Raw genomic sequence first — 19,505 nt, forward strand, 5'->3', positions numbered from 1 at the left:
TTATTTATGAAAACGCAATCGTTAAAAAGTTTACCAATGAATAAACAAGCAGGTTTTACACTTGTTGAATTGATCATCGTAATTGTTATTTTGGGCATTTTAGCTGTTACTGCAGCACCTCGTTTTTTAAACTTGCAAGGTGATGCAAATGCTTCAACACTCGAAGGCTTACAAGGCTCTATTCGCAGCGGTATGAATATCGTGAATGGTAAGGCACTTATTGCTAATATACAAAATAAAGCAGAAACAGATACTCCAACACCTATTGTTGAAGGCGTAGCAATCCGATTTGGCTACCCAGTAGGGACTATTGATGCATTTGAGGCATTTTTAGATATAGATTTTGCAGATGTAACCGATGATCCTACTATCGCTGATAGTACTGACTTCAATTTGTCAGGAGGGGATGATGCTACAACTCCAGTCATTATTTATCCAAATAGCTACCTAGTCACAGATTCTTGTAAAGTTACTTATACTCCAGCTTTAAACAAAGATACTCCAGCAACAGTCGCTATCGATGTTAGCGATTGTTAATATTAAATGATAAGCAGTAGTAGGCAACGATTGCGTGGCTTCACACTCATTGAGTTAATTATTACTCTAGTGATATTGGGAATACTGTCGGTAACGGCAGTTCCCAAATTTCTGGGCAGCTCAACAGAAGATGCATACTCATATCGAGACCGTACATTAAATGCACTTAGAACAGTGCAGCTACGTGCAATGCAAAATACAGCGACAACAAGTTGCCATACTCTTTATATTACCTCCACACTTATTGCTCCCCCCACACCCGATACATGTACCGGTGGAGCCGATGCTAATAACACCGATCATTTAGTGGTACAAATAAACACGCAAAGAAGTGATATAGCATTTAGTGCTTTAGATAGTAACGCGAATATATTTACCCAAATTAGTTTTGATCCTTTAGGTAAATCAAATCAAACCTGCACTTCGCAGTGTCGAATAGATGTTGGATTAGCTGGCGTATGCATAAGTGGTGAAGGGCTTATATATGCGTGCCCTTAAAGTAAAAGGTTTTACTCTAATAGAGCTTATTATTGGAATAGTCATGTTTGCTATTGCATTAAGCATTATTACCGCGCTCATTGCCCCGCAAGCAAAAAAAAGTGCAGAGCCAATTATTGCTTTAAGAGCCTCTGAATTTGGTCAATCACTAATGAACGAAATTCAAAGTAAATCGTTTGATGAGCGCAGCGATAGAAGTGCACCTTTTAGGCGTTGCGGCGAAACAACCTTAGGTGCAGAGCCTTGTACCGCAGAGGGCAATTTAGGCGTCGATAGCTTAGGGGCAGACCTAGAAACCCGAACCAGTTATAACGATGTAGATGACTATATTGCACTGTCTAACCAGCCTATTACTAATAGCTTAGGTGAGGTGTTAAGTGAGTACAGCGACTTTAATTTAGTTGTTACTGTTGAGTACGATAGCGACTTTAACGAATTGACCATCAACGATGGCACAACCTTTAAGCGTATTACTATTGAAGTAACATCACCTTTAGGTGGTGTTTACGGCTTTAGTGCATATAAAGGGAATTACTAATGCAAAGAGCTAAATACCAAAATGCATTTACACTTATAGAATTGTTACTTGTCATGGTTATTATTGGTATTTTAGCCGTAAGTGCATTTTCATTTATTGGTGCTGGGGTCAGTATTTACTCACAAGGTGTTGAACGTCAAGAAGCAGTAGCCCAGGCCCGCTTTTTAATAACGCGACTTAGTAAAGAGCTTCGCCACGCTACGCCTAATTCATTAAGGCTTTCTTGCGATAACAGCACTAGCGGGGCCTGTAGTGCTCAGCAGTGTTTAGAATTTACGCCGTTTTTATCGGCCACTCACTATACAAATTACCTACCTACCGTAGCGCCTTTTAATGTTAGCGCTGTTGATTTTGAACTTAATAATTTAACGCAGCCGCAAGCTGGAGATTGGGCAACTATTTACCCATTAAGCAGTGCTGATATATACGATGAAAACAATAATAAGCGCTTGCAAGTATCAGCATTTAACAGTTCAGCGAGCGAAATTGATGAGTGGCAATTTAGCAAAGCATTTACCCAAGAGTCGCCGAGTAAACGCCTTTATTTACTTTCAGAACCTGTAAGTTTTTGCGTTGAAGGGCAGTATTTATATAGATATACCAATTACGGTTTTACTGTTAATCAATTAGATGCCGTGAGCTTACAAATAAGCAGTGGTGTTAAACGTGATTTATTAGGTATTTACATTGCCAATAATTTAGCGAGCGATTTATTTTTTACTCTTGATGCGCTCTCCCTACAAAGAAACGCTGTGCTTAATGTGAATGCGCAAATGCAATTTAACGATACTGAAGTAATGAACTTTAACCATGAGGTACATATTCCTAATGTACCTTAAAAAAAATCCTCACGGAAAAGCCTTACTCAGTAAACAAAAAGGGAACTTAATAATTGTTTCTTTGGTAATTATTGTTGCTTTATTAGCACTAGGATTAGCATTAGTTAAAGTGCTTTCTGGTGCATCTCAACAAAATACGATTGAGTATTATGGGGCTCGCGCTTTTATGGCAGCACAAAGCGGCCTAGAAAGTGGTTTAACGCAACTATTTCCAACAAATAGCTCAGTTCAAAGCTGTACATCAGTTACTACTGATTTAACCTTCCAAACTGCATATTTAGCTAACTGTAAAGTAGTGGTGAGTTGCGATGAATATATAGACTTACCTGATAGCAGTACAACCAACGGGCTTGTGAATATATATTACTTACAAAGCAGTGCAACATGCGCCGCAATTGATTGCCCTGCAGGGAGTAGCTGCAGAAAAGATTATTGGCAAACACAAAGAACGCTCAGTGTGGAGGCTAAAACTTTACCATGATGAAAAATGCATTGGTCACTATATTTTTTAGCTGCGTGTTACTTTGTAATTACGCAAATGCAGTGCCTCCAAAAATCGAAGGCCGTTATATAGAGCTGCAAGATACATATACATCGCCTGTTTGGACAAAAGTTAATTTTCAACAGCAATATATAACGCCTCCTGCTGTTTTTATGCTCTCAACAAACCAAGGCGGAAACCCTGCAATAATAAGAATACGTAATATAACCACAACTAGCTTTGAGGCCTTACCGCTTGAACCTTCAGGAGAGGATGGCGGGCATATTAGTATGGGAGCGCACTATTTAGCCATTGAGTATGGTGTGCATCAATTTCCAGACGGCACAATTATGGAAGTAGGTAATACTGATCTATTGCTCGAATTACAGTATGGCTCTAAGTCTGGCTTTGCTCCATTAACACCTAAAGGCTATAAGCCTTTAACATTTGCTGAACCGTTTACTCAAAGGCCAAACTTTTTCCATTCGTTACAAACACTCAATAGCATAGACAGCAATCCACCTTCTGAGGCATTAATTCCGTTTTTAACAGTTGCAGTAGAAAGTAATTCTCTATCTGCCAGCGGCGTTAATATTGCTTTAGAAGCATCTGAAACAGCACTTGGGCTCATAAAAACCGAAACTGTTGCCTATATGGCTGTAGAGCCCGGAAGTAACCGCACATTTTCTGACGATAATGGCGTTGAGGTATCGTGGGAAACTTTTTTCACAGGCTTTGAAGTTGACGGCTGGAGCAATGGCTGTAATTACTTTAGTTTTACTAATAACTTTAGTGTGGCTCCGTTAGTTGTAGCAAGTAAAAACTCACGCCAAGAAGATGATGGCGGGTGGCTACGCAGCTGTAACCTGCGAACTGACAGGTTAGGGCTAGTTGTTGACGAAGATCGTGATGGCGATAACGAGCGCCGTCACGTAAACGAGGAAGCATCAATACTCGCCATGACCAGTACCTTTGTATTTAATGGTGATATTTTAGATTGTGATACGTTATTCCCGGGCGCTATTTCTACTTATAACAATGGTGAAGTGCAGCTGGTGCAGGGAGTAGAAATAACCGATGGTAATGCGCAGTTTGTCACCACCACAAGTTTAATTTCTACAGCGCTGACGAGCCCTCCTTTGTGTAATGGTCAGGCGTGTGTTGCTGGTGGTTATAACTCTTTAGAACCGAATCAAGCGGCGCAGGTGCCAACGGTTACAAATGATGGTAGCTCAACAGGGCCCGTACCTACGTCTTTAGCTGGCGACTATTATTACGATGAGTTGCAGTTAAGTATGCTGGAAACAGAGTACAGAGTAACAGCGCCTACACGTATTTTTTTAAAAGATACAACCTCACTTCTATCAACTTCATTTTTGAATATAGGTAAAACCAATATAGTAGTAGAAACTGGCGCGTACTTGGCTATTTATGTGGATGGTGCGGTTGCTATTGCAGCCGATGCAAATATTGCGGGCTATATTGTTGCAACTGGTGAGGTAAGAATCGCTCAAAATGTAACGTATCAGGGATCAATTACATCGGCTACTCAAATTATTACCGAAGGGAGTTCAACGTTTGACGCTCTACCAGTACCCGAAAGTATCCCTGGTTTTTGTGGTATTTATACACCAGAAACACTGGATCATTATCGTTTAACAATAAGCGATAACAAAGGTCTAACGTGTGAAGCTAAAGAAATGACACTAACAGCCTGCGCTAATGATGCCTGCGATTTATTATTTGCGGAACCCTCTAGTTTAAACCTTTCTCCAGATAATAGTGGTCAGCAAAGTTGGGTTACGGGGGAGAATATTAATTTTACAGGATCAGCGGTTGTCGAATTTGCTAAACGCACCACAGGCAGTGTTACATTTGGATATAACACTGCAGATCCTTCTGCACCTCTTCGTTGTTATATCGGTGGTAATAATGTTGGTTTGAGTGGCTGCAAAGTTACGTTTTCTGATGCTGGATTTATTTTTAATAATGATACAGATGGAAATACTACAATTCCTACTCAGTTATCAGCAAAGCCTTCAAATACTGGATTTAATGCAAAAGCGCTATCTATTCAAGCGGTAAAAACAAATACCACTACGGGCGTATGCGAAGCTGCATTTCCCGCTGGTGGCGATGTAAGCTTAGATTTATCGTATACATGCAGTACTGGTGCAAGTTGCTCCGATACGGTTTCACTTAGTAATAACAATAATACCTTTGCGGTAGAGCAAGCCTCTAAATCATTCATACTTAACTTTGATAGTGAGTCTAAAGCCCCGATTGTTATAAATTACCCCGATGCAGGAAAGTTGAGTTTAAATGTAAATACCAATTTAATTTTAGACCCACTAACTAATTTATCAGTAAATTTAACGGGTAGTTCAAATGAATATGTCGTAAAACCATTTGGATTAGCCATGGAGGTAGCAAGTGATGGTTATGCAGCAGACGCTGATGGAAGTTTATTTAGACTAACGGGCGAAGTATTTGATTTAAAAATGAATGCGGTGCAGTGGCAAACAGGGCAAGACACTAACAACGATGGTTTCCCAGACAACTACAGCAATATTACAAATAACAGTATAGCTAAGCATTTTATTACAGAGCAACCGCTTGTAGAGGCATTACTTAAAGCGCCTACGCCAGGTATTCAAGGTACGCTTGAAGCTATGAGTACTATTGCCTTTAATGACACAGGTAGTTTGAGTGAATCTATATCGCAATATAATTACGACAAAGTTGGCATAATTGATTTAACAGCAGGCCTTCAAGATGCCGATTACTTTGGTGCGGGAGATGTAAAAGGTGAGCTATATAACGTTGGTCGTTTTGCACCTTCGCAGTTTCAGGTAGTGGGGGTTCAAGCTGCCGCGCAATGCACGCAATACGGCAGTAATTTAACTTATCTTGATCAACCTTTTGAACTTGGCTTTACAGTACAAGCACAAAATCAAAATGGTGAGCTAATGGCTAATTATAAAGAGGGCTTTGATAAATCGAGTGTAGGCGTTAATGCCGAAAATAATGAAGTAGGTAACTATGTACCTGCAACTAATTTTACTAGCCGCTTAGTAAACCTAGGAAATAACAATTGGGGAGATATAAGTGACGGCCAATGGCAAATGAGCCAACCCAACACGACACTTAAAAGATTAGGTGTAGGGCAAGCAGATGGACCGTTCGCTATGGTGAGCTTAATGGCAACGCTTTCTAACATAGAAGGAGCAACACTCATTGATGCAAATGATAAACCTAATACACAAACAGCATGCTCGGGTGGTTGTAATAGCGTACGGCTAAATGCATTACCGATAGAGTTTAGGTTTGGACGTTTAGTCCTTGGCAATAACGCAGGCTCCGATCTCGACCCTTTACTTATTCCTATGCAGGCTCAGTATTACAACGGCAGTGGATTTGTAAATAACGCTGAAGATAACTGTAGTGTATTTGATCATACCCAAATCACTCAAATATCACCTAGCAGCCCACAATTAACCTATAAATATGGGACTGGTGTATCTGGCCAGCTAGAAGCGGGAGTGTATCCTGCAAACAATGGTATTTATGCACAGCCAAATGGTTTGGGTGAATTTACCTTAGAATATAATACTTATGATTGGTTAAAGTGGGATTGGCAGGGCGATGGAACACAGCTTGATCCTCGTACTATTTTACAATTTGGACGCTTTAGAGGAAATGATCGGGTTATTTACTGGCGTGAAACACGCGAATAGTTGTAAACTAATATAATAATTGAACAAAGCTTGTGTTTTGTGCTGCAAGTACATAGCATAAGGCTTTAATTATAAAAAATAATAACGACCAAATAATTGCCGCTTTTTGGGACTGGAATATATGCGAATTACTCCTTTATCTCTGTTAATTTCAGCTAGTTTGTTAGCTAGTAGTGCATTTGCACAAGACACAGCTACAGTGACTGGAATTGACTCAGAGATTAGTGTTAAACAGACAGAATACGATAACTCGACAAGAATACTTGAAAAACATCTTAAAGAAGAAAGTCAGTTACAAAATCAATTAGAGCTACTTCGTTCTCGTTCTACAGAGCTAGATAAAGAAAAAAACCAAGCGCTCGATGCGATGAACGAAATGTACCGTCGTTTAATTGATGATCCCACTATTAATATTAGTGCGGCTCAATCACGCTATCAAAAAGCGGTGATTGATCATAAGCAAAATAAAGATGACATTTCTATGCAGTTGGCGGCAATTGCATCCCACCGTAAAGATATAGAACAAATTCGTGTTGCTAAGCATACGCTTTTAAATACATTAGAAAGTTTAAAAGAGCAGTTAACTACGGCCCGCGTAGAGCGTTTACGTAACGAGTTTACACGTGAAGGTACGCTTGAGGTTAACCACACTATTAACTGTAAGCGAACAGAAACGCTAGCAGCATGTGAGCAACGCGGTCAGCAAATGGGTCTACAAAAAGCAACTAAACGCTTTGTTGATCAAATTTTTGCAAATCTAACAGAAGAGCGCATTGTTGAGCCAAAACGCAATTTGGCGGGCGCTCAAGTACAAATATTAAGTAGCCATGTAGTTAACAGTGCATTTAGCGGTCAAGGTAATTACAACGTTAACTTAAGTGTAACTATGCGCGGCGAAGTTAATAGCAGCCGTTTATGTAGCTTATTAAGCATAGATAACCGCTATTGTTCTGAGTACGGCACGCCACTTACGGCTGCTTATCAACCAGCGTATAACAATACATTTACTGATAGTCAGTTAACATTCAGTAATAGCGCGGATAATAGCAACACAGTGTCGGTTTCTCGTTTAAATGAGCAGCCAGTACGTGATTATTCAGTTAAACCTGCATCGGTGAAAAAAGATTACCCTTCTATCCTTAATAAGAAGAAGGATCAATCGGTAGAGCTAACATTACGATCAAACGTATACGACGATGAAGTGTTTATCGATGGTGTAAGCTTTGGCTCAACACGCTTGATTACACGTTTACCGCCGGGCATTCATAACATTGAAATACGTAAACTTGGTTATAAACCTTATCAAGCACGTGTTGATTTGAATAAAGCGCAAACAATTAATGCAAATTTAGTAAAAAAGCCTAAGTCGATTGCTGCACCGACCTATACTCGAGAGCAACCAGAAGTAACAACACGCCAGGTTAGTGAAAACGTTAATGTATTAAATGCAAACGTTGAAACGCCAGTTGTCGTTATTCCTGCAGGCAAATTTAAAATGGGCGATATTAACGGCAATGGTTTAGCTAATGAACGTCCAGTAATTGAAAAAGTAATAGCAAATTCTTTCGCAATGCAAAGTAAAGAAGTAACCGTGGGTGCCTACGAAAAGTTTGTAGCAAATACAGGTTATAAAACTCAAGCGGAAAAAAATAAAGGGTGTGCGTATTATTTAAATGGCGAACCAGTATGGGAAGCAAATTTAAATTGGCGTAATCCTGGTTTTGAGCAAGGCAGTGACTTTCCTGCTGTATGTTTAACTTATAACGATGCAAAAGCTTATGCTGAGTGGTTATCTGGTCAAACAGGACAGCAATTTCGTTTACCTAACGAAGTTGAGTGGGAATACGCAGCACGTGCAGGAACTGAAACAGAATACCCTTGGGGTAACGAAATTGGTAAAAACCTAGCTAACTGTGGTTGGTGTGGTAGTGAATGGTCAAACAGACGTGCATCACCAGTAGGTTCTTTTTCTCCAAATGCATTTGGATTATACGATACCGTAGGCAATGTATGGGAATGGACCGATAAAGAATCAGGTGAGTCTGATGTAGCAGTAAGAGGCGGAGCGTGGAACTTTGCACCAAGCCTTGCTCGTGCATCTACGCGTTTAATTTTAGCGCCTGATTTTAGATCTAACTACATTGGTTTTCGCTTAGTTCGCGAACGATAAAACTCAATTAAGGAAGCTTTGCTTCCTTTTTTCACAAATTCACAAAGGCGCTGCGCTTTATATTGCTCATATAGTTGAGCATGTTAAAGTGAGGCAGCTAATATAAGAACGTATTTCAAAGGTCATCCAGCCTCATGTTTAAAAAACTCCGTGGTATTTTTTCTAACGATCTATCGATCGACTTGGGTACAGCCAATACCCTAATTTATGTAAAAGACGAAGGCATTGTATTAAATGAACCTTCTGTTGTTGCTATCCGCCAAGAGCGTGCTGGTGGACCTAAAAGTGTTGCATCTGTAGGTACAGAAGCAAAGCTTATGTTAGGTCGTACACCGGGTAATATAAAAGCAATTCGTCCAATGAAAGACGGTGTTATTGCTGACTTTTTTGTAACAGAAAAAATGTTACAACACTTCATTAAACAAGTGCATAACAATAACTTTATGCGTCCAAGTCCGCGTGTACTAATTTGTGTACCGTGTGGTGCTACTCAAGTAGAAAAACGTGCAATACGTGAATCTGCAATGGGTGCAGGTGCTCGTGAAGTTTACCTAATTGAAGAACCAATGGCAGCAGCTATTGGCGCAGGCTTACCAGTATCAGAAGCAACCGGTTCTATGGTTGTTGATATTGGTGGTGGTACAACTGAAGTTGCTATTATTTCACTTAACGGCGTTGTTTACTCATCATCTGTTCGTATTGGTGGTGATAAGTTTGACGAAGCTATCATTAATTATGTGCGCCGTAACTTTGGTAGCTTAATTGGTGAAGCGACAGCTGAAAATATTAAGCATCAAATTGGCTCCGCGTTTAAAACTGATGAGCCAATCGAAATTGAAGTGCGCGGTCGTAACCTTGCTGAAGGTGTTCCGCGTTCATTCACACTTAACTCACACGAAATCCTAGAAGCTCTACAAGAGCCATTAATGGGTATTGTGAGTGCAGTAATGGTTGCGCTTGAGCAATCACCACCAGAGCTGGCATCAGATATTTCTGCGCACGGTATGGTACTTACTGGCGGTGGCGCATTGTTAAAAGATTTAGACCGTTTATTAATGGAAGAAACGGGTATTCCGGTTGTTGTTGCTGATGATCCACTTACATGTGTTGCACGTGGTGGTGGTAAAGCACTTGAAATGATCGATGTTCATGGTGGTGACGTTTTTAGTTACGACTAATGAAATTAATGTTTGGACGCACAGTCTCTTTGCAACTGCGACTTTTTGTCGCAGTGCTTTTGAGTATCGCACTCATTGTTGGAGATAGATATACGCAAGGTGGTACCGTTGTTCGTACCAGCCTCAATACCTTAGTTAGCCCACTAATTTATGTTGCTAATTTACCCTACGAATTATTTAGCTTAAGTGCTAAAAGCCTGCATACACGAGAGCAACTTCTTACTGAAAATGAAGCGCTGAAAAAAAAGCAAATGCTACAAAGTGAGCAACTTCAGCAGTATCAATTTCTAGCCAGAGAAAATCAAAAACTACGCGCCTTATTAGGCTCATCAGCAAAGCAATCAAATCGTAAAATTATTGCTCAAGTACTTTCTGTGCATTCAAACCCGTATAGCCATCAAGTTGTTATAAATCGTGGTACCACCGATGGACTTAGTGAAAGCCAAGCCGTCATTGATGAGATGGGTGTAGTAGGGCAATTAACTAAAGTAGGGTCAACTACGTCACGCGTATTACTCATGACCGACACTACGCATGCCACACCTGTGCGTATACTGCGTAACGATGTACGAACGGTTGTTGAGGGCATAGGTAAAATTAACGTCGTTAAGCTCTCTCACGTTCCGCACAGCTTAGATGTGCGAATTGGCGATGTACTTGTTACATCAGGATTAGGTGGCACATTCCCAGAGGGGTACCCTGTGGCTGTAGTAACCGAAATAAACCGTGATGAAGGCCGCCCATTTGCACAAGTTTTTGCAGAACCTATTGCGCAATTAGATCGCATTCGTTTGCTGGTTATTTTATGGCGTAATCAACAGGAGCAAATCAACGATGATTAACCGTTATTCATTGTTAATTGCGCTAAGCATCTTTTTTGCGTTAATAATGGCATTAATGCCGCTCCCTTTTTCGTTTGAACCATTTAGACCTGACTGGGTTTTACTTGTACTTATGTATTGGTCGTTGGCAGTACCGCATCGTTTAAATATTGGTACTGCTTGGGTTGTTGGTTTATTAATAGATTTAGCATCTGGCTCACCGTTAGGTGTGAACTCGCTTACATTTTCAATATGTATATTTGTAACCGCGAGCAACTTTCAAAAAATTCGTAACTTTTCGCTTTGGCAACAGAGCTTATTAATTGGTTTGTTTTTAACGCTGTATCATTTAATGCAGTTTTGGCTAAATCACTTTTTGTTAGGGGTTTACTTTAATCCACAGTATTTATGGCCAGTAGCAACCGGAATGGTTAGTTGGTTTTGGGTGTTTTTACTACTTCGTAAATATCGCAGACATTTTAGGATCAGGTAATGACTACCGCAGTATATTTGGCATCAGCCTCTCCCCGTCGTAAAGAGTTATTAAGCCAATTAGGTGTCGAATTTACACAATTTAGTGTTGATGCAGATGAAAGTCCACTTCCAAACGAGCAACCTAGAGCACTTGTTGAGCGTTTAGCTCGCTTGAAAGCCCAAAGCGGTGTAGAGCTTGGATATACCGATCGCCCTGTGCTTGGTAGTGATACCGTGGTTGTTATCGATAATGAATCACTGGGTAAACCTCGTGATAAAAACGATTTTATACACACATTAAAACGTTTATCAGGTAACACACATCAAGTACTTACCGCAGTAGCATTTGCGACGCAAAATGATGTGCTTAGCTGTGTTGTAAGCACAGATGTCACCTTTAAAACTTTAACTGATGAAGAAATAAATACCTACTGGGATTCTAATGAGCCACAAGATAAAGCCGGTGGCTACGGTATCCAAGGTTTAGGTGGTCGCTTTGTAACTCACATTGCGGGTAGCTATTTTTCTGTTGTAGGCTTACCTTTATATGAAACCGAACAATTATTAAAAACATTCTTAAGAAGGTAACATGAGTACAGAATTACTGATCAATGTCACACCGAGCGAAAGCCGTGTTGCCCTAATAGAAAACGGTGTACTGCAAGAAATACAGCTAGAGCGAATTGGTAATCTAGGTATTGTAGGCAATATTTACCTAGGAAAAATAAGCCGTGTACTTCCGGGTATGCAGGCTGCTTTTGTTGATATCGGCCTTGAAAAAGCGGCATTTTTACATGCATCCGACATTGTAAATAGTGCCTCTATTGTTGAAGGCGTAGACGACGTACCAATAAAAAAAGTACAAGACATTAGAGAGTTAGTTCGTCAAGGCCAATACATTATGGTGCAAGTGGTAAAAGATCCGCTAGGCACTAAAGGCGCAAGACTCACCACAGATATAACTATTCCTTCTCGCTATTTAGTGTTTATGCCAGATGCGACCCATGTAGGGGTTAGTCAGCGTATTGAAACTGAAGAAGAGCGCTCACGCCTTAAAAAAATAGTCGCAGAATATGGCGATGAAAATGGCAGCTTTATTGTACGTACAGCAGCCGAAGGCGCTAGCGAAGCAGAATTACGACACGATGCCGGTTTTTTAAGAAAACTGTGGGAAAAAATTACAGCTCGTCGCAAAAAAACCAGTAAGGCCAGCATCCTTCACGAAGATTTAACGCTTGCCTTCAGAACGCTACGTGACTATGTAGGCGAAGATATGGAACGCATTCGCGTTGACTCTAAACTTACTCATGAAGAGCTAAAGTTATTTACTGAAGAGTTTGTTCCACAGCTTTCTCAAGTACTAGAGTACTACCCCGGTGAGCGACCTATATTTGATTTGTTTGATGTTGAAAACGAAATTCAAAAAGCACTACATCGTAAAGTTACACTAAAATCTGGTGGTTATATAATTATTGACCAAACAGAAGCAATGACGACTGTTGATGTTAATACTGGTGCATTTGTAGGACATCGTAATTTAGAAGAAACAATTTTTAATACCAACGTAGAAGCAACCTCTGCAATTGCTCGCCAGCTTAGGCTGCGTAATTTAGGCGGTATTATCATTATCGACTTTATCGATATGGTAAGTGAGGATCATAAGCGCCGAGTATTGCATTCACTTGAATCAGCACTTGCAAAAGATCGCACTAAAACAAATATCAATGGGCTTTCAGCACTTGGGCTTGTTGAAATGACACGTAAACGTACACGCGAAAGCTTAGAGCATATTTTATGTGATGTATGCCCTGCGTGTTCTGGTCGTGGTTCGCAAAAAACAGTTGAAACGGTTTGCTACGAAATACTACGTGAAATAGTACGCGTTAATAGAGCATACGCTGCCGATAAGTTTATGGTGTACGCAGCGCCTGCTGTGAGCGAAGCCTTACTAAACGATGAGTACCATAACCTTGCCGAGCTTGAACTATTTATTGGTAAGCAAGTCAATATTCAAACAGAGAGCTTATACAGCCAAGAACAGTTTGATGTGGTAATGATGTAATGAAAGCAAAAGCGGTCTGTTTTTTTTGTTTTAGAAAGTTATGGCAGACCTGCGCCATAATTTTGGTATTACTGGCCGTTATTGTTTCAATTTTAAAATATACCCTTCCGTATGCAAACGAATACAAAGGGAATATAGAAAGCTATTTACACGAAAAGTTTGAAATAAGCTTATCTATAGGTGAAATATCAGCTAGTTGGCAGGGCAGTGGTCCTGCATTAGTATTAGAGAATTTATCGTTTAAAGATAACGAAACTGCACCAATATCACTCACCATTGCTAAAACCAGCTTAGAGCTAAACTTATGGGAAAGCTTAAAAGCGCTGCAACTTAGATCTAATTATTTTGTTATTAATGGTTTTCATACCAGTGTAAATATCACCAACTTATTTAAAACCGGTGACAACGACGAAGTCTCTTTTGAGCAAAAAGAGCTAATTGAAGAACTGTTTTTGGGTAAAACGGGTCATTTTGCAATAGAAAATTCCAGTATTAACTTTGTTCTAGAAGACGGTAAAGAGCGTAAGTTACTCCTCAAAAATATTGTTTGGCAAAATGAAGATGAGCAGCATCTTGGTAGTGGGAGCTTAGCATTGCCGGGTATTTCGGTCGGTGATTTTGATGCGCGAATAGCACTTACTGGCGATACCCTAGAGCAAGTTGCGGGCGACATTTATGTGCAGGCTAATAAGGTCGATGTATCTAACTGGTTAGCGCAATATATAAATACGCAAAAGCAACAACTGCATAGCGATATTAATTTACAAGCGTGGCTAAAACTAGATAAAGGTTTTGTAAGCGATATAAAAATGCAGTGGCTACCAAGCTTTGTGCGTTGGCAGCGAGAAGAGCAAAGCCAACAAGTTAGCTTGAGTGAAGGTGGATTCCATCTATATCCCGAGCAAAATAGCTGGCACTTAAAAAGCACCGGTTTAACATTTAATAGTAACGATAAAGCATGGCCAAGTTTAGAGTTTGAAGCTCAACTAGGGGCGAAAAATGAAGTGTGGCTCCATCAAGTTGATTTTGAATTACTTAGTAACCTAGCAGGGCTAAGTAATTTTGATGCACTTGAACCATTTTTAGAGCGCCAACCTAGCGGGCAAATAGATCAAGCTTATTTAAATTTCTCTAATACACAGCAATGGCAATTATGGTTTGAGGCTGACAATATTGGTTGGCAAGAATTAAGATCGGTACCTGCAGCACAAGGACTTAGAGTAAATGGTTTACTTAATCAAAGTAGTGGTCGAATAAATTTATTTGGCGAAAATGGCACATTAGTTACAGGCGAAAGCTTTAGTAACGACATAAATTATAATCAGCTAAATGTAGAGCTAGATTTAGCTAAGCGAGATGATGGCTGGCATATAAGTAGTGACAATATATGGTTTGATAATGATGACGTCACTCTTGCTGCAGAATTACAAATTAGTCTAACAGATGATCCTCGATTAGATCTTTACGCTGAAGCCTTCGCCCCAGATGCCAAAATTGCAGGTCATTACTTCCCATTAAAAGCGATGAGCCCTGAGCTCGTTAGCTATTTAAATGGGGCAATTAAAGGCGGAGAAGTATCTAAAGCACAAGTCTTATTTGCAGGTCCTTTATCTGGTTTTCCATTCACCGATGGCAGTGGCCAGTTTGGTGTATTAGCGCAAATAGACAACGCAACCTATGAGTTTGATCCTGATTGGCCTTTGGTCACCAATGCCGACGTACAGCTACATTTTGATAATGAGCGTATGGACATATATAGCCAGCAAGGTAAGTTGGTTAATTTAGATATTGGTAATAGTGTACAGGTAAGCATTGCAGATTTAATGCATGCTGATGAACTTATTGTGCAAATTGATAAAAAAGCACAAATGGAAAAGTTACATGACTTTTTTGCAGCGACACCTATTGCTAAACTTCTTGCTGAAATTTTTAAAGTTGTGCAGGGCAAAGGCGAAGCCGATGCCAGTATTGAGCTTTTAGTAGGCTCAAAATTTAAAGGTGGGGCCAGTGTTAGCGGCAAGGTTAATTTAAATGACTTGCCAGTATTTATAGCAACGCCAGGGATTGAGCTTAAAAACTTAACTGGCGAGCTTAATTTTAAAAACGACAATATCACACTTAAAAATGCGACTGCGAAGTGGCTGGGCATGCCGCTAATTATTGATTACAGCAGTAAAAGTGATGCAAAAAATTACCAAGCAAACATAGATATAAACGCCAAAATTGACGCTGATACACTAATAGATAGTGGACAAGGTATATTAAAAAATTATTTAAGTGGGCAAAGCGATGTTGATATTGGTTTAGTACTTAATTTTACCGAACAAGGCTTTAATTACCGTGCACAGGTAAACTCAGAACTACTTGGCTTAACGAGTAACTTACCCGCACCTTATAATAAAAATAGCGAACAAGCGTGGGCACTTGATGCAGTAGTTCAAGGTGATGATATTTCTAATCTCATTACAGCAAACGCTAATCAACAGTTTTACTTTAATGCTATTTTAGAAAATGGAAAATCACAGTTTAGTAATGTCCATTTTGTGCTCGGAAAACAAGATTTAGGATTAAACCAAAAAGACTTAAGCGTAAATATAAATCTTGAGCAGAGTGAATTAGTGCCTTGGTTTGATCTGATTGATCAAATAATTAAAGCAGGTAAAGCAAACCCAGATCAAGAATCAAAAGGGATTATGCCACCGCTTAATGAGGTGGTCGCAAATATAGGTATGCTTGATGCGAGTAACATCATTTTTAATGATTTTGAAATGCGTTTAGCACCATCAAAAGACGATTTATACCTAAAGCTAAATGCTAAAGAACTTAGAGCTGGGGTTTTTATCCCTACATCACAGCCTAGCCAGCCCATACGAATTAATGCCGATTACTTAAGGCTTAATTTTGCACCGCACAATGAGCAAGCACTTGAAATAACAGATGTACTTCCTGAGAAAGACTTGAGCTGGCTTACTAAAATACCTGCCATTGAGTTTGAATGTAGTGATTGCAAAATTGACCGCTACCAACTTGATAAAGTGAGTGCGTCATTATTAGGTGATGGAGAGCGTTTATCAATATCAGAACTTGTAGTCGATAAAGGCGATCATTTACTGCGCACTAAAGGGCAGTGGCAAAATGGATTAACAACGCTAAGTGGCGAGCTTAAAAGTGATGACATAGGCGCACTGTTTGGTGAGTTTGATATAACCTCCGCGATTAAAGACTCAAAAGCCGATCTAAATTATGATCTTACTTGGCAAGCAGCACCTTATGATTTTGATGTGAAAAGTTTAAGTGGCGAGATAGCTTGGGATTTAGGAGAAGGTCACTTAACTGAAGTTAGCGATGGCGGGGCACGCGTATTTTCGTTACTGAGCCTTGATTCATTAGTACGCAAGCTGAAACTTGATTTTAGAGATGTGTTTTCAAAGGGCTTTTTTTATAACAGCATGCAAGGCACTATGCAGTTAGAAAACGGTATTGCTTACACTAAAGATACCAAAATGGACGGCGTACCCGCCGATTTAACCATTAAAGGTTATGCAAATTTAAACACGCTTGATATAGATTATGATCTTGCTGTAGCGCCGCAGGTAACCTCGAGTATTCCGGTTATAGTTGCATGGATGGTAAACCCAGTAACAGGGCTTGCTGCCTTAGCAATTGATAAAGTTATTCATTCTGCGCGCGTCATCTCAGAGATCAACTTTAAAGTAACGGGTAAAATGAACGATCCCATTGTTCAAGAACTCGACAGAAAAAGTCGTGAAGTTACGCTTCCTCAAGCTGCGCAAAATCAGCCACAAGCATCAGTCGATTTAAAACTTAAAGATGCACAAATAACAGTAACGCAATGAACAAAACTGAAATACTAAGCACTCCCACAATAGTTGCCCTGCAAATGTGTTCAGGGCTAAACCCTGATGACAACATAGCAAGCTTAAAGCGTGCACTTAAAACACTTCCCGCAACAAGACCATTACTTGTTTGTTTGCCTGAGGCTTTTTTAGTGTTTAGTAAAAGTGGTAACGATACGTTACGTGTTGCTAAGCAAGTTGAGCGATACAAACTACAACTTAGTGAATTGTGCCAACACCATAATATTTGGTTAAATGCAGGGACAATGCCTGAGCCATTTAACGAACATAAATATTATGCAGCATCGCACTTATATAATAATCAAGGCGAGCTGGTTGCAACGTATAACAAAATACATTTATTTGATGTAAACGTAGATGATCAAACAGGTAGCTATCGAGAGTCAGATTTTACCCAAGCAGGTAGCGATGTGGTTGTTGTTGATTCTCCCTTTGGTAAAATAGGCTTAACAGTATGTTATGATCTGCGCTTTAGTGGCTTATTCAATGAACTAGTACGCCAAGGCGCCGATATTATTTTAGTACCCAGTGCATTTACAGTCGTCACAGGACAAGCGCATTGGCAGCCATTATTAGCAGCTCGCGCAATAGAAACACAATGTTATGTAGTTGCAGCAGCTCAGTACGGTACACATGAAAATGGCCGACAAACATATGGCCACAGTATTATTATTTCACCTTGGGGAAATATCCTGAGTGAATTGCCAACAGGCACCGGTTTTATAAGCTGCAACGCAGATTTAGACCAGTTACAAAAAATTAGACGAGATATGCCCGTGCAGTCTCATCAACGATTTAGAGAGCATTTATTATGAATTCGGTTGAACAGCATTTACTACACGACAGCCAGCTAAATAGAGAAGAGCTCGAAAAAACGCTCGCTTACATACATCAGCATAAAGTGGATTACGCCGATTTATATTTTCAATCAAGTCACCACGAATCATGGGTGCTTGAAGACGGCTTAGTTAAAGAAGGCTCTTATAACGTTGAACGTGGCGTTGGTGTACGTGCTGTAAGCGGCGAAAAAACAGGATTTTCTTACTCTGATGCAATAAATCTTGAAGCGCTAAATAAAGCGGCTACAGCGGCTCGTAGCATTGCAGATGCTGGCGAAGATAGAGCGATTAAAGTATTTAGTGATGTTAAAGCTAAAGAGCAATTTGCACCGCATCAGCCAATTTCGAGTATGAGCGACACCGACAAGGTGAGCTTATTACGCGAACTTGAAAACTATATTCGCGAACTAGCACCCGATGCAGAGCAAGTAATTAGTTCAATGTCAGCGGTTTACGAAGAAGTATTAATCGCAGCAAGTGATGGTACGTTTGCGACCGATATTCGCCCGCTTATTCGTTTAAACTGCTCAGTACTGCTTGAAAAAAATGGTCGCCGTGAACGCGGTGGCGCAGGCGGTGGTGCACGTTTAGATTATGGTTACTTTAAAGAACTTGTTGACGGTAAACCGCGTTGGATGGAATTTGCTGAAGAAGCGGTACGCCAAGCTAAAGTAAATCTTGAGGCTATTGATGCACCTGCAGGCACGATGGAAGTTGTACTTGGTAATGGTTGGCCTGGTGTGCTTTTACACGAAGCGGTAGGGCATGGGCTTGAAGGCGACTTTAATCGTAAAGGCGCGTCTGCGTTTAGCGGTAAGGTTGGCCAAAAAGTAGCATCTGAGCTGTGTACAGTTGTCGATGATGGCACAATGGCCGATCGCCGTGGCTCACTTAATGTCGATGACGAAGGCACACCAGCCGCTTACAACGTTCTTATCGAAAACGGTATTTTAAAAGGCTATATGCAAGATAAGCTAAACGCGCGTTTAATGGGTGTAAGCCCTACCGGTAACGCACGCCGTGAGTCGTATGCACATTTACCAATGCCTCGCATGACTAACACCTACATGTTAGGTGGTGAGCACAGCCAAGCCGATATTATCAGCTCAGTTAAAAAAGGGGTATTCGCGCCTAACTTTGGCGGCGGACAAGTTGATATAACCTCAGGTAAGTTTGTATTTAGCGCATCAGAAGCGTATTTAATCGAAAATGGTAAAATTACCCAACCAATTAAAGGCGCAACGCTTATTGGTAATGGACCAGAAGTAATGCAGCAAATATCTATGGTTGGTAACGACTTAGCACTTGATAAAGGTGTTGGTGTTTGTGGTAAAGATGGTCAAAGCGTACCGGTAGGCGTAGGCCAACCAAGCCTTAAAATTGATCGGTTAACAGTTGGTGGTACAGCTTAAGTATTACTCAAGCGCGAAGTGAATTCGCACCTACGTGCTTG

At 40.3% G+C, this 19,505-nt stretch carries 15 protein-coding genes; all 15 read left to right on the top strand.

Annotation, left to right across the window (positions count from 1 at the left end):
• Window positions 1-6: 6 nt before the first annotated feature.
• The 15 genes from I6E72_RS19850 (at window position 7) to tldD (ending at window position 19,464) form a co-directional block, all read left to right on the top strand.
• Window positions 7-537 (top strand): prepilin-type N-terminal cleavage/methylation domain-containing protein, encoded by a 531-nt coding sequence (locus I6E72_RS19850; protein ID WP_197111975.1) that lies wholly within the window; start codon window positions 7-9, stop codon window positions 535-537.
• A 30-nt stretch (window positions 538-567) separates the two neighbouring features.
• On the top strand, window positions 568-1,035 hold the full coding sequence (locus I6E72_RS09215; RefSeq protein ID WP_231614074.1) for a type II secretion system protein: 468 nt from the start codon (window positions 568-570) through the stop codon (window positions 1,033-1,035).
• A complete protein-coding gene (locus tag I6E72_RS09220; RefSeq protein ID WP_197102525.1) occupies window positions 1,022-1,573 on the top strand; it encodes a type II secretion system protein in 552 nt (183 codons plus the stop codon). The genes I6E72_RS09215 and I6E72_RS09220 overlap by 14 nt, the downstream gene beginning before the upstream one ends.
• The gene (locus I6E72_RS09225) at window positions 1,573-2,412 is read left to right on the top strand and encodes a PulJ/GspJ family protein (protein WP_165724847.1); all 840 of its coding nucleotides are present in this window, start codon (window positions 1,573-1,575) and stop codon (window positions 2,410-2,412) included. The genes I6E72_RS09220 and I6E72_RS09225 overlap by 1 nt, the downstream gene beginning before the upstream one ends.
• Entirely contained in the window at window positions 2,402-2,893 is a 492-nt protein-coding gene (locus I6E72_RS09230) for an agglutinin biogenesis protein MshP (RefSeq protein ID WP_165721209.1), read from the top strand. The genes I6E72_RS09225 and I6E72_RS09230 overlap by 11 nt, the downstream gene beginning before the upstream one ends.
• Complete coding sequence (locus I6E72_RS09235) at window positions 2,890-6,630, top strand: H-type lectin domain-containing protein (RefSeq protein ID WP_197111977.1); 3,741 nt, start codon at window positions 2,890-2,892, stop codon at window positions 6,628-6,630. The genes I6E72_RS09230 and I6E72_RS09235 overlap by 4 nt, the downstream gene beginning before the upstream one ends.
• A gap of 121 nt (window positions 6,631-6,751) precedes the next feature.
• Window positions 6,752-8,800: an SUMF1/EgtB/PvdO family nonheme iron enzyme gene (locus I6E72_RS09240; protein WP_007586336.1), complete on the top strand. Its 2,049-nt coding sequence runs from the start codon at window positions 6,752-6,754 to the stop codon at window positions 8,798-8,800.
• Between the two features lie 134 nt (window positions 8,801-8,934).
• A complete protein-coding gene (locus tag I6E72_RS09245; protein ID WP_007586338.1) occupies window positions 8,935-9,978 on the top strand; it encodes a rod shape-determining protein in 1,044 nt (347 codons plus the stop codon).
• Window positions 9,978-10,820, top strand: a complete 843-nt coding sequence (gene mreC, locus I6E72_RS09250; protein WP_197111979.1) for a rod shape-determining protein MreC — start codon at window positions 9,978-9,980, stop codon at window positions 10,818-10,820. The genes I6E72_RS09245 and mreC overlap by 1 nt, the downstream gene beginning before the upstream one ends.
• Complete coding sequence (gene mreD / locus I6E72_RS09255) at window positions 10,813-11,292, top strand: rod shape-determining protein MreD (RefSeq protein ID WP_007586341.1); 480 nt, start codon at window positions 10,813-10,815, stop codon at window positions 11,290-11,292. The genes mreC and mreD overlap by 8 nt, the downstream gene beginning before the upstream one ends.
• A complete protein-coding gene (locus tag I6E72_RS09260) occupies window positions 11,292-11,861 on the top strand; it encodes a Maf family protein (protein ID WP_007586343.1) in 570 nt (189 codons plus the stop codon). The genes mreD and I6E72_RS09260 overlap by 1 nt, the downstream gene beginning before the upstream one ends.
• Window position 11,862: 1 nt before the next feature.
• A complete protein-coding gene (rng, locus tag I6E72_RS09265) occupies window positions 11,863-13,335 on the top strand; it encodes a ribonuclease G (RefSeq protein WP_007586345.1) in 1,473 nt (490 codons plus the stop codon).
• Window positions 13,335-17,192 (top strand): YhdP family protein, encoded by a 3,858-nt coding sequence (locus tag I6E72_RS09270; protein ID WP_197111981.1) that lies wholly within the window; start codon window positions 13,335-13,337, stop codon window positions 17,190-17,192. The genes rng and I6E72_RS09270 overlap by 1 nt, the downstream gene beginning before the upstream one ends.
• Window positions 17,189-18,028: a carbon-nitrogen hydrolase family protein gene (locus I6E72_RS09275; protein ID WP_197111983.1), complete on the top strand. Its 840-nt coding sequence runs from the start codon at window positions 17,189-17,191 to the stop codon at window positions 18,026-18,028. The genes I6E72_RS09270 and I6E72_RS09275 overlap by 4 nt, the downstream gene beginning before the upstream one ends.
• A complete protein-coding gene (gene tldD / locus I6E72_RS09280) occupies window positions 18,025-19,464 on the top strand; it encodes a metalloprotease TldD (RefSeq protein ID WP_101163214.1) in 1,440 nt (479 codons plus the stop codon). The genes I6E72_RS09275 and tldD overlap by 4 nt, the downstream gene beginning before the upstream one ends.
• Window positions 19,465-19,505: the final 41 nt, after the last annotated feature.

The organism is Pseudoalteromonas sp. NSLLW24, assembly GCF_015864725.1.
In the GTDB taxonomy this organism is placed as follows: domain Bacteria; phylum Pseudomonadota; class Gammaproteobacteria; order Enterobacterales; family Alteromonadaceae; genus Pseudoalteromonas; species Pseudoalteromonas arctica.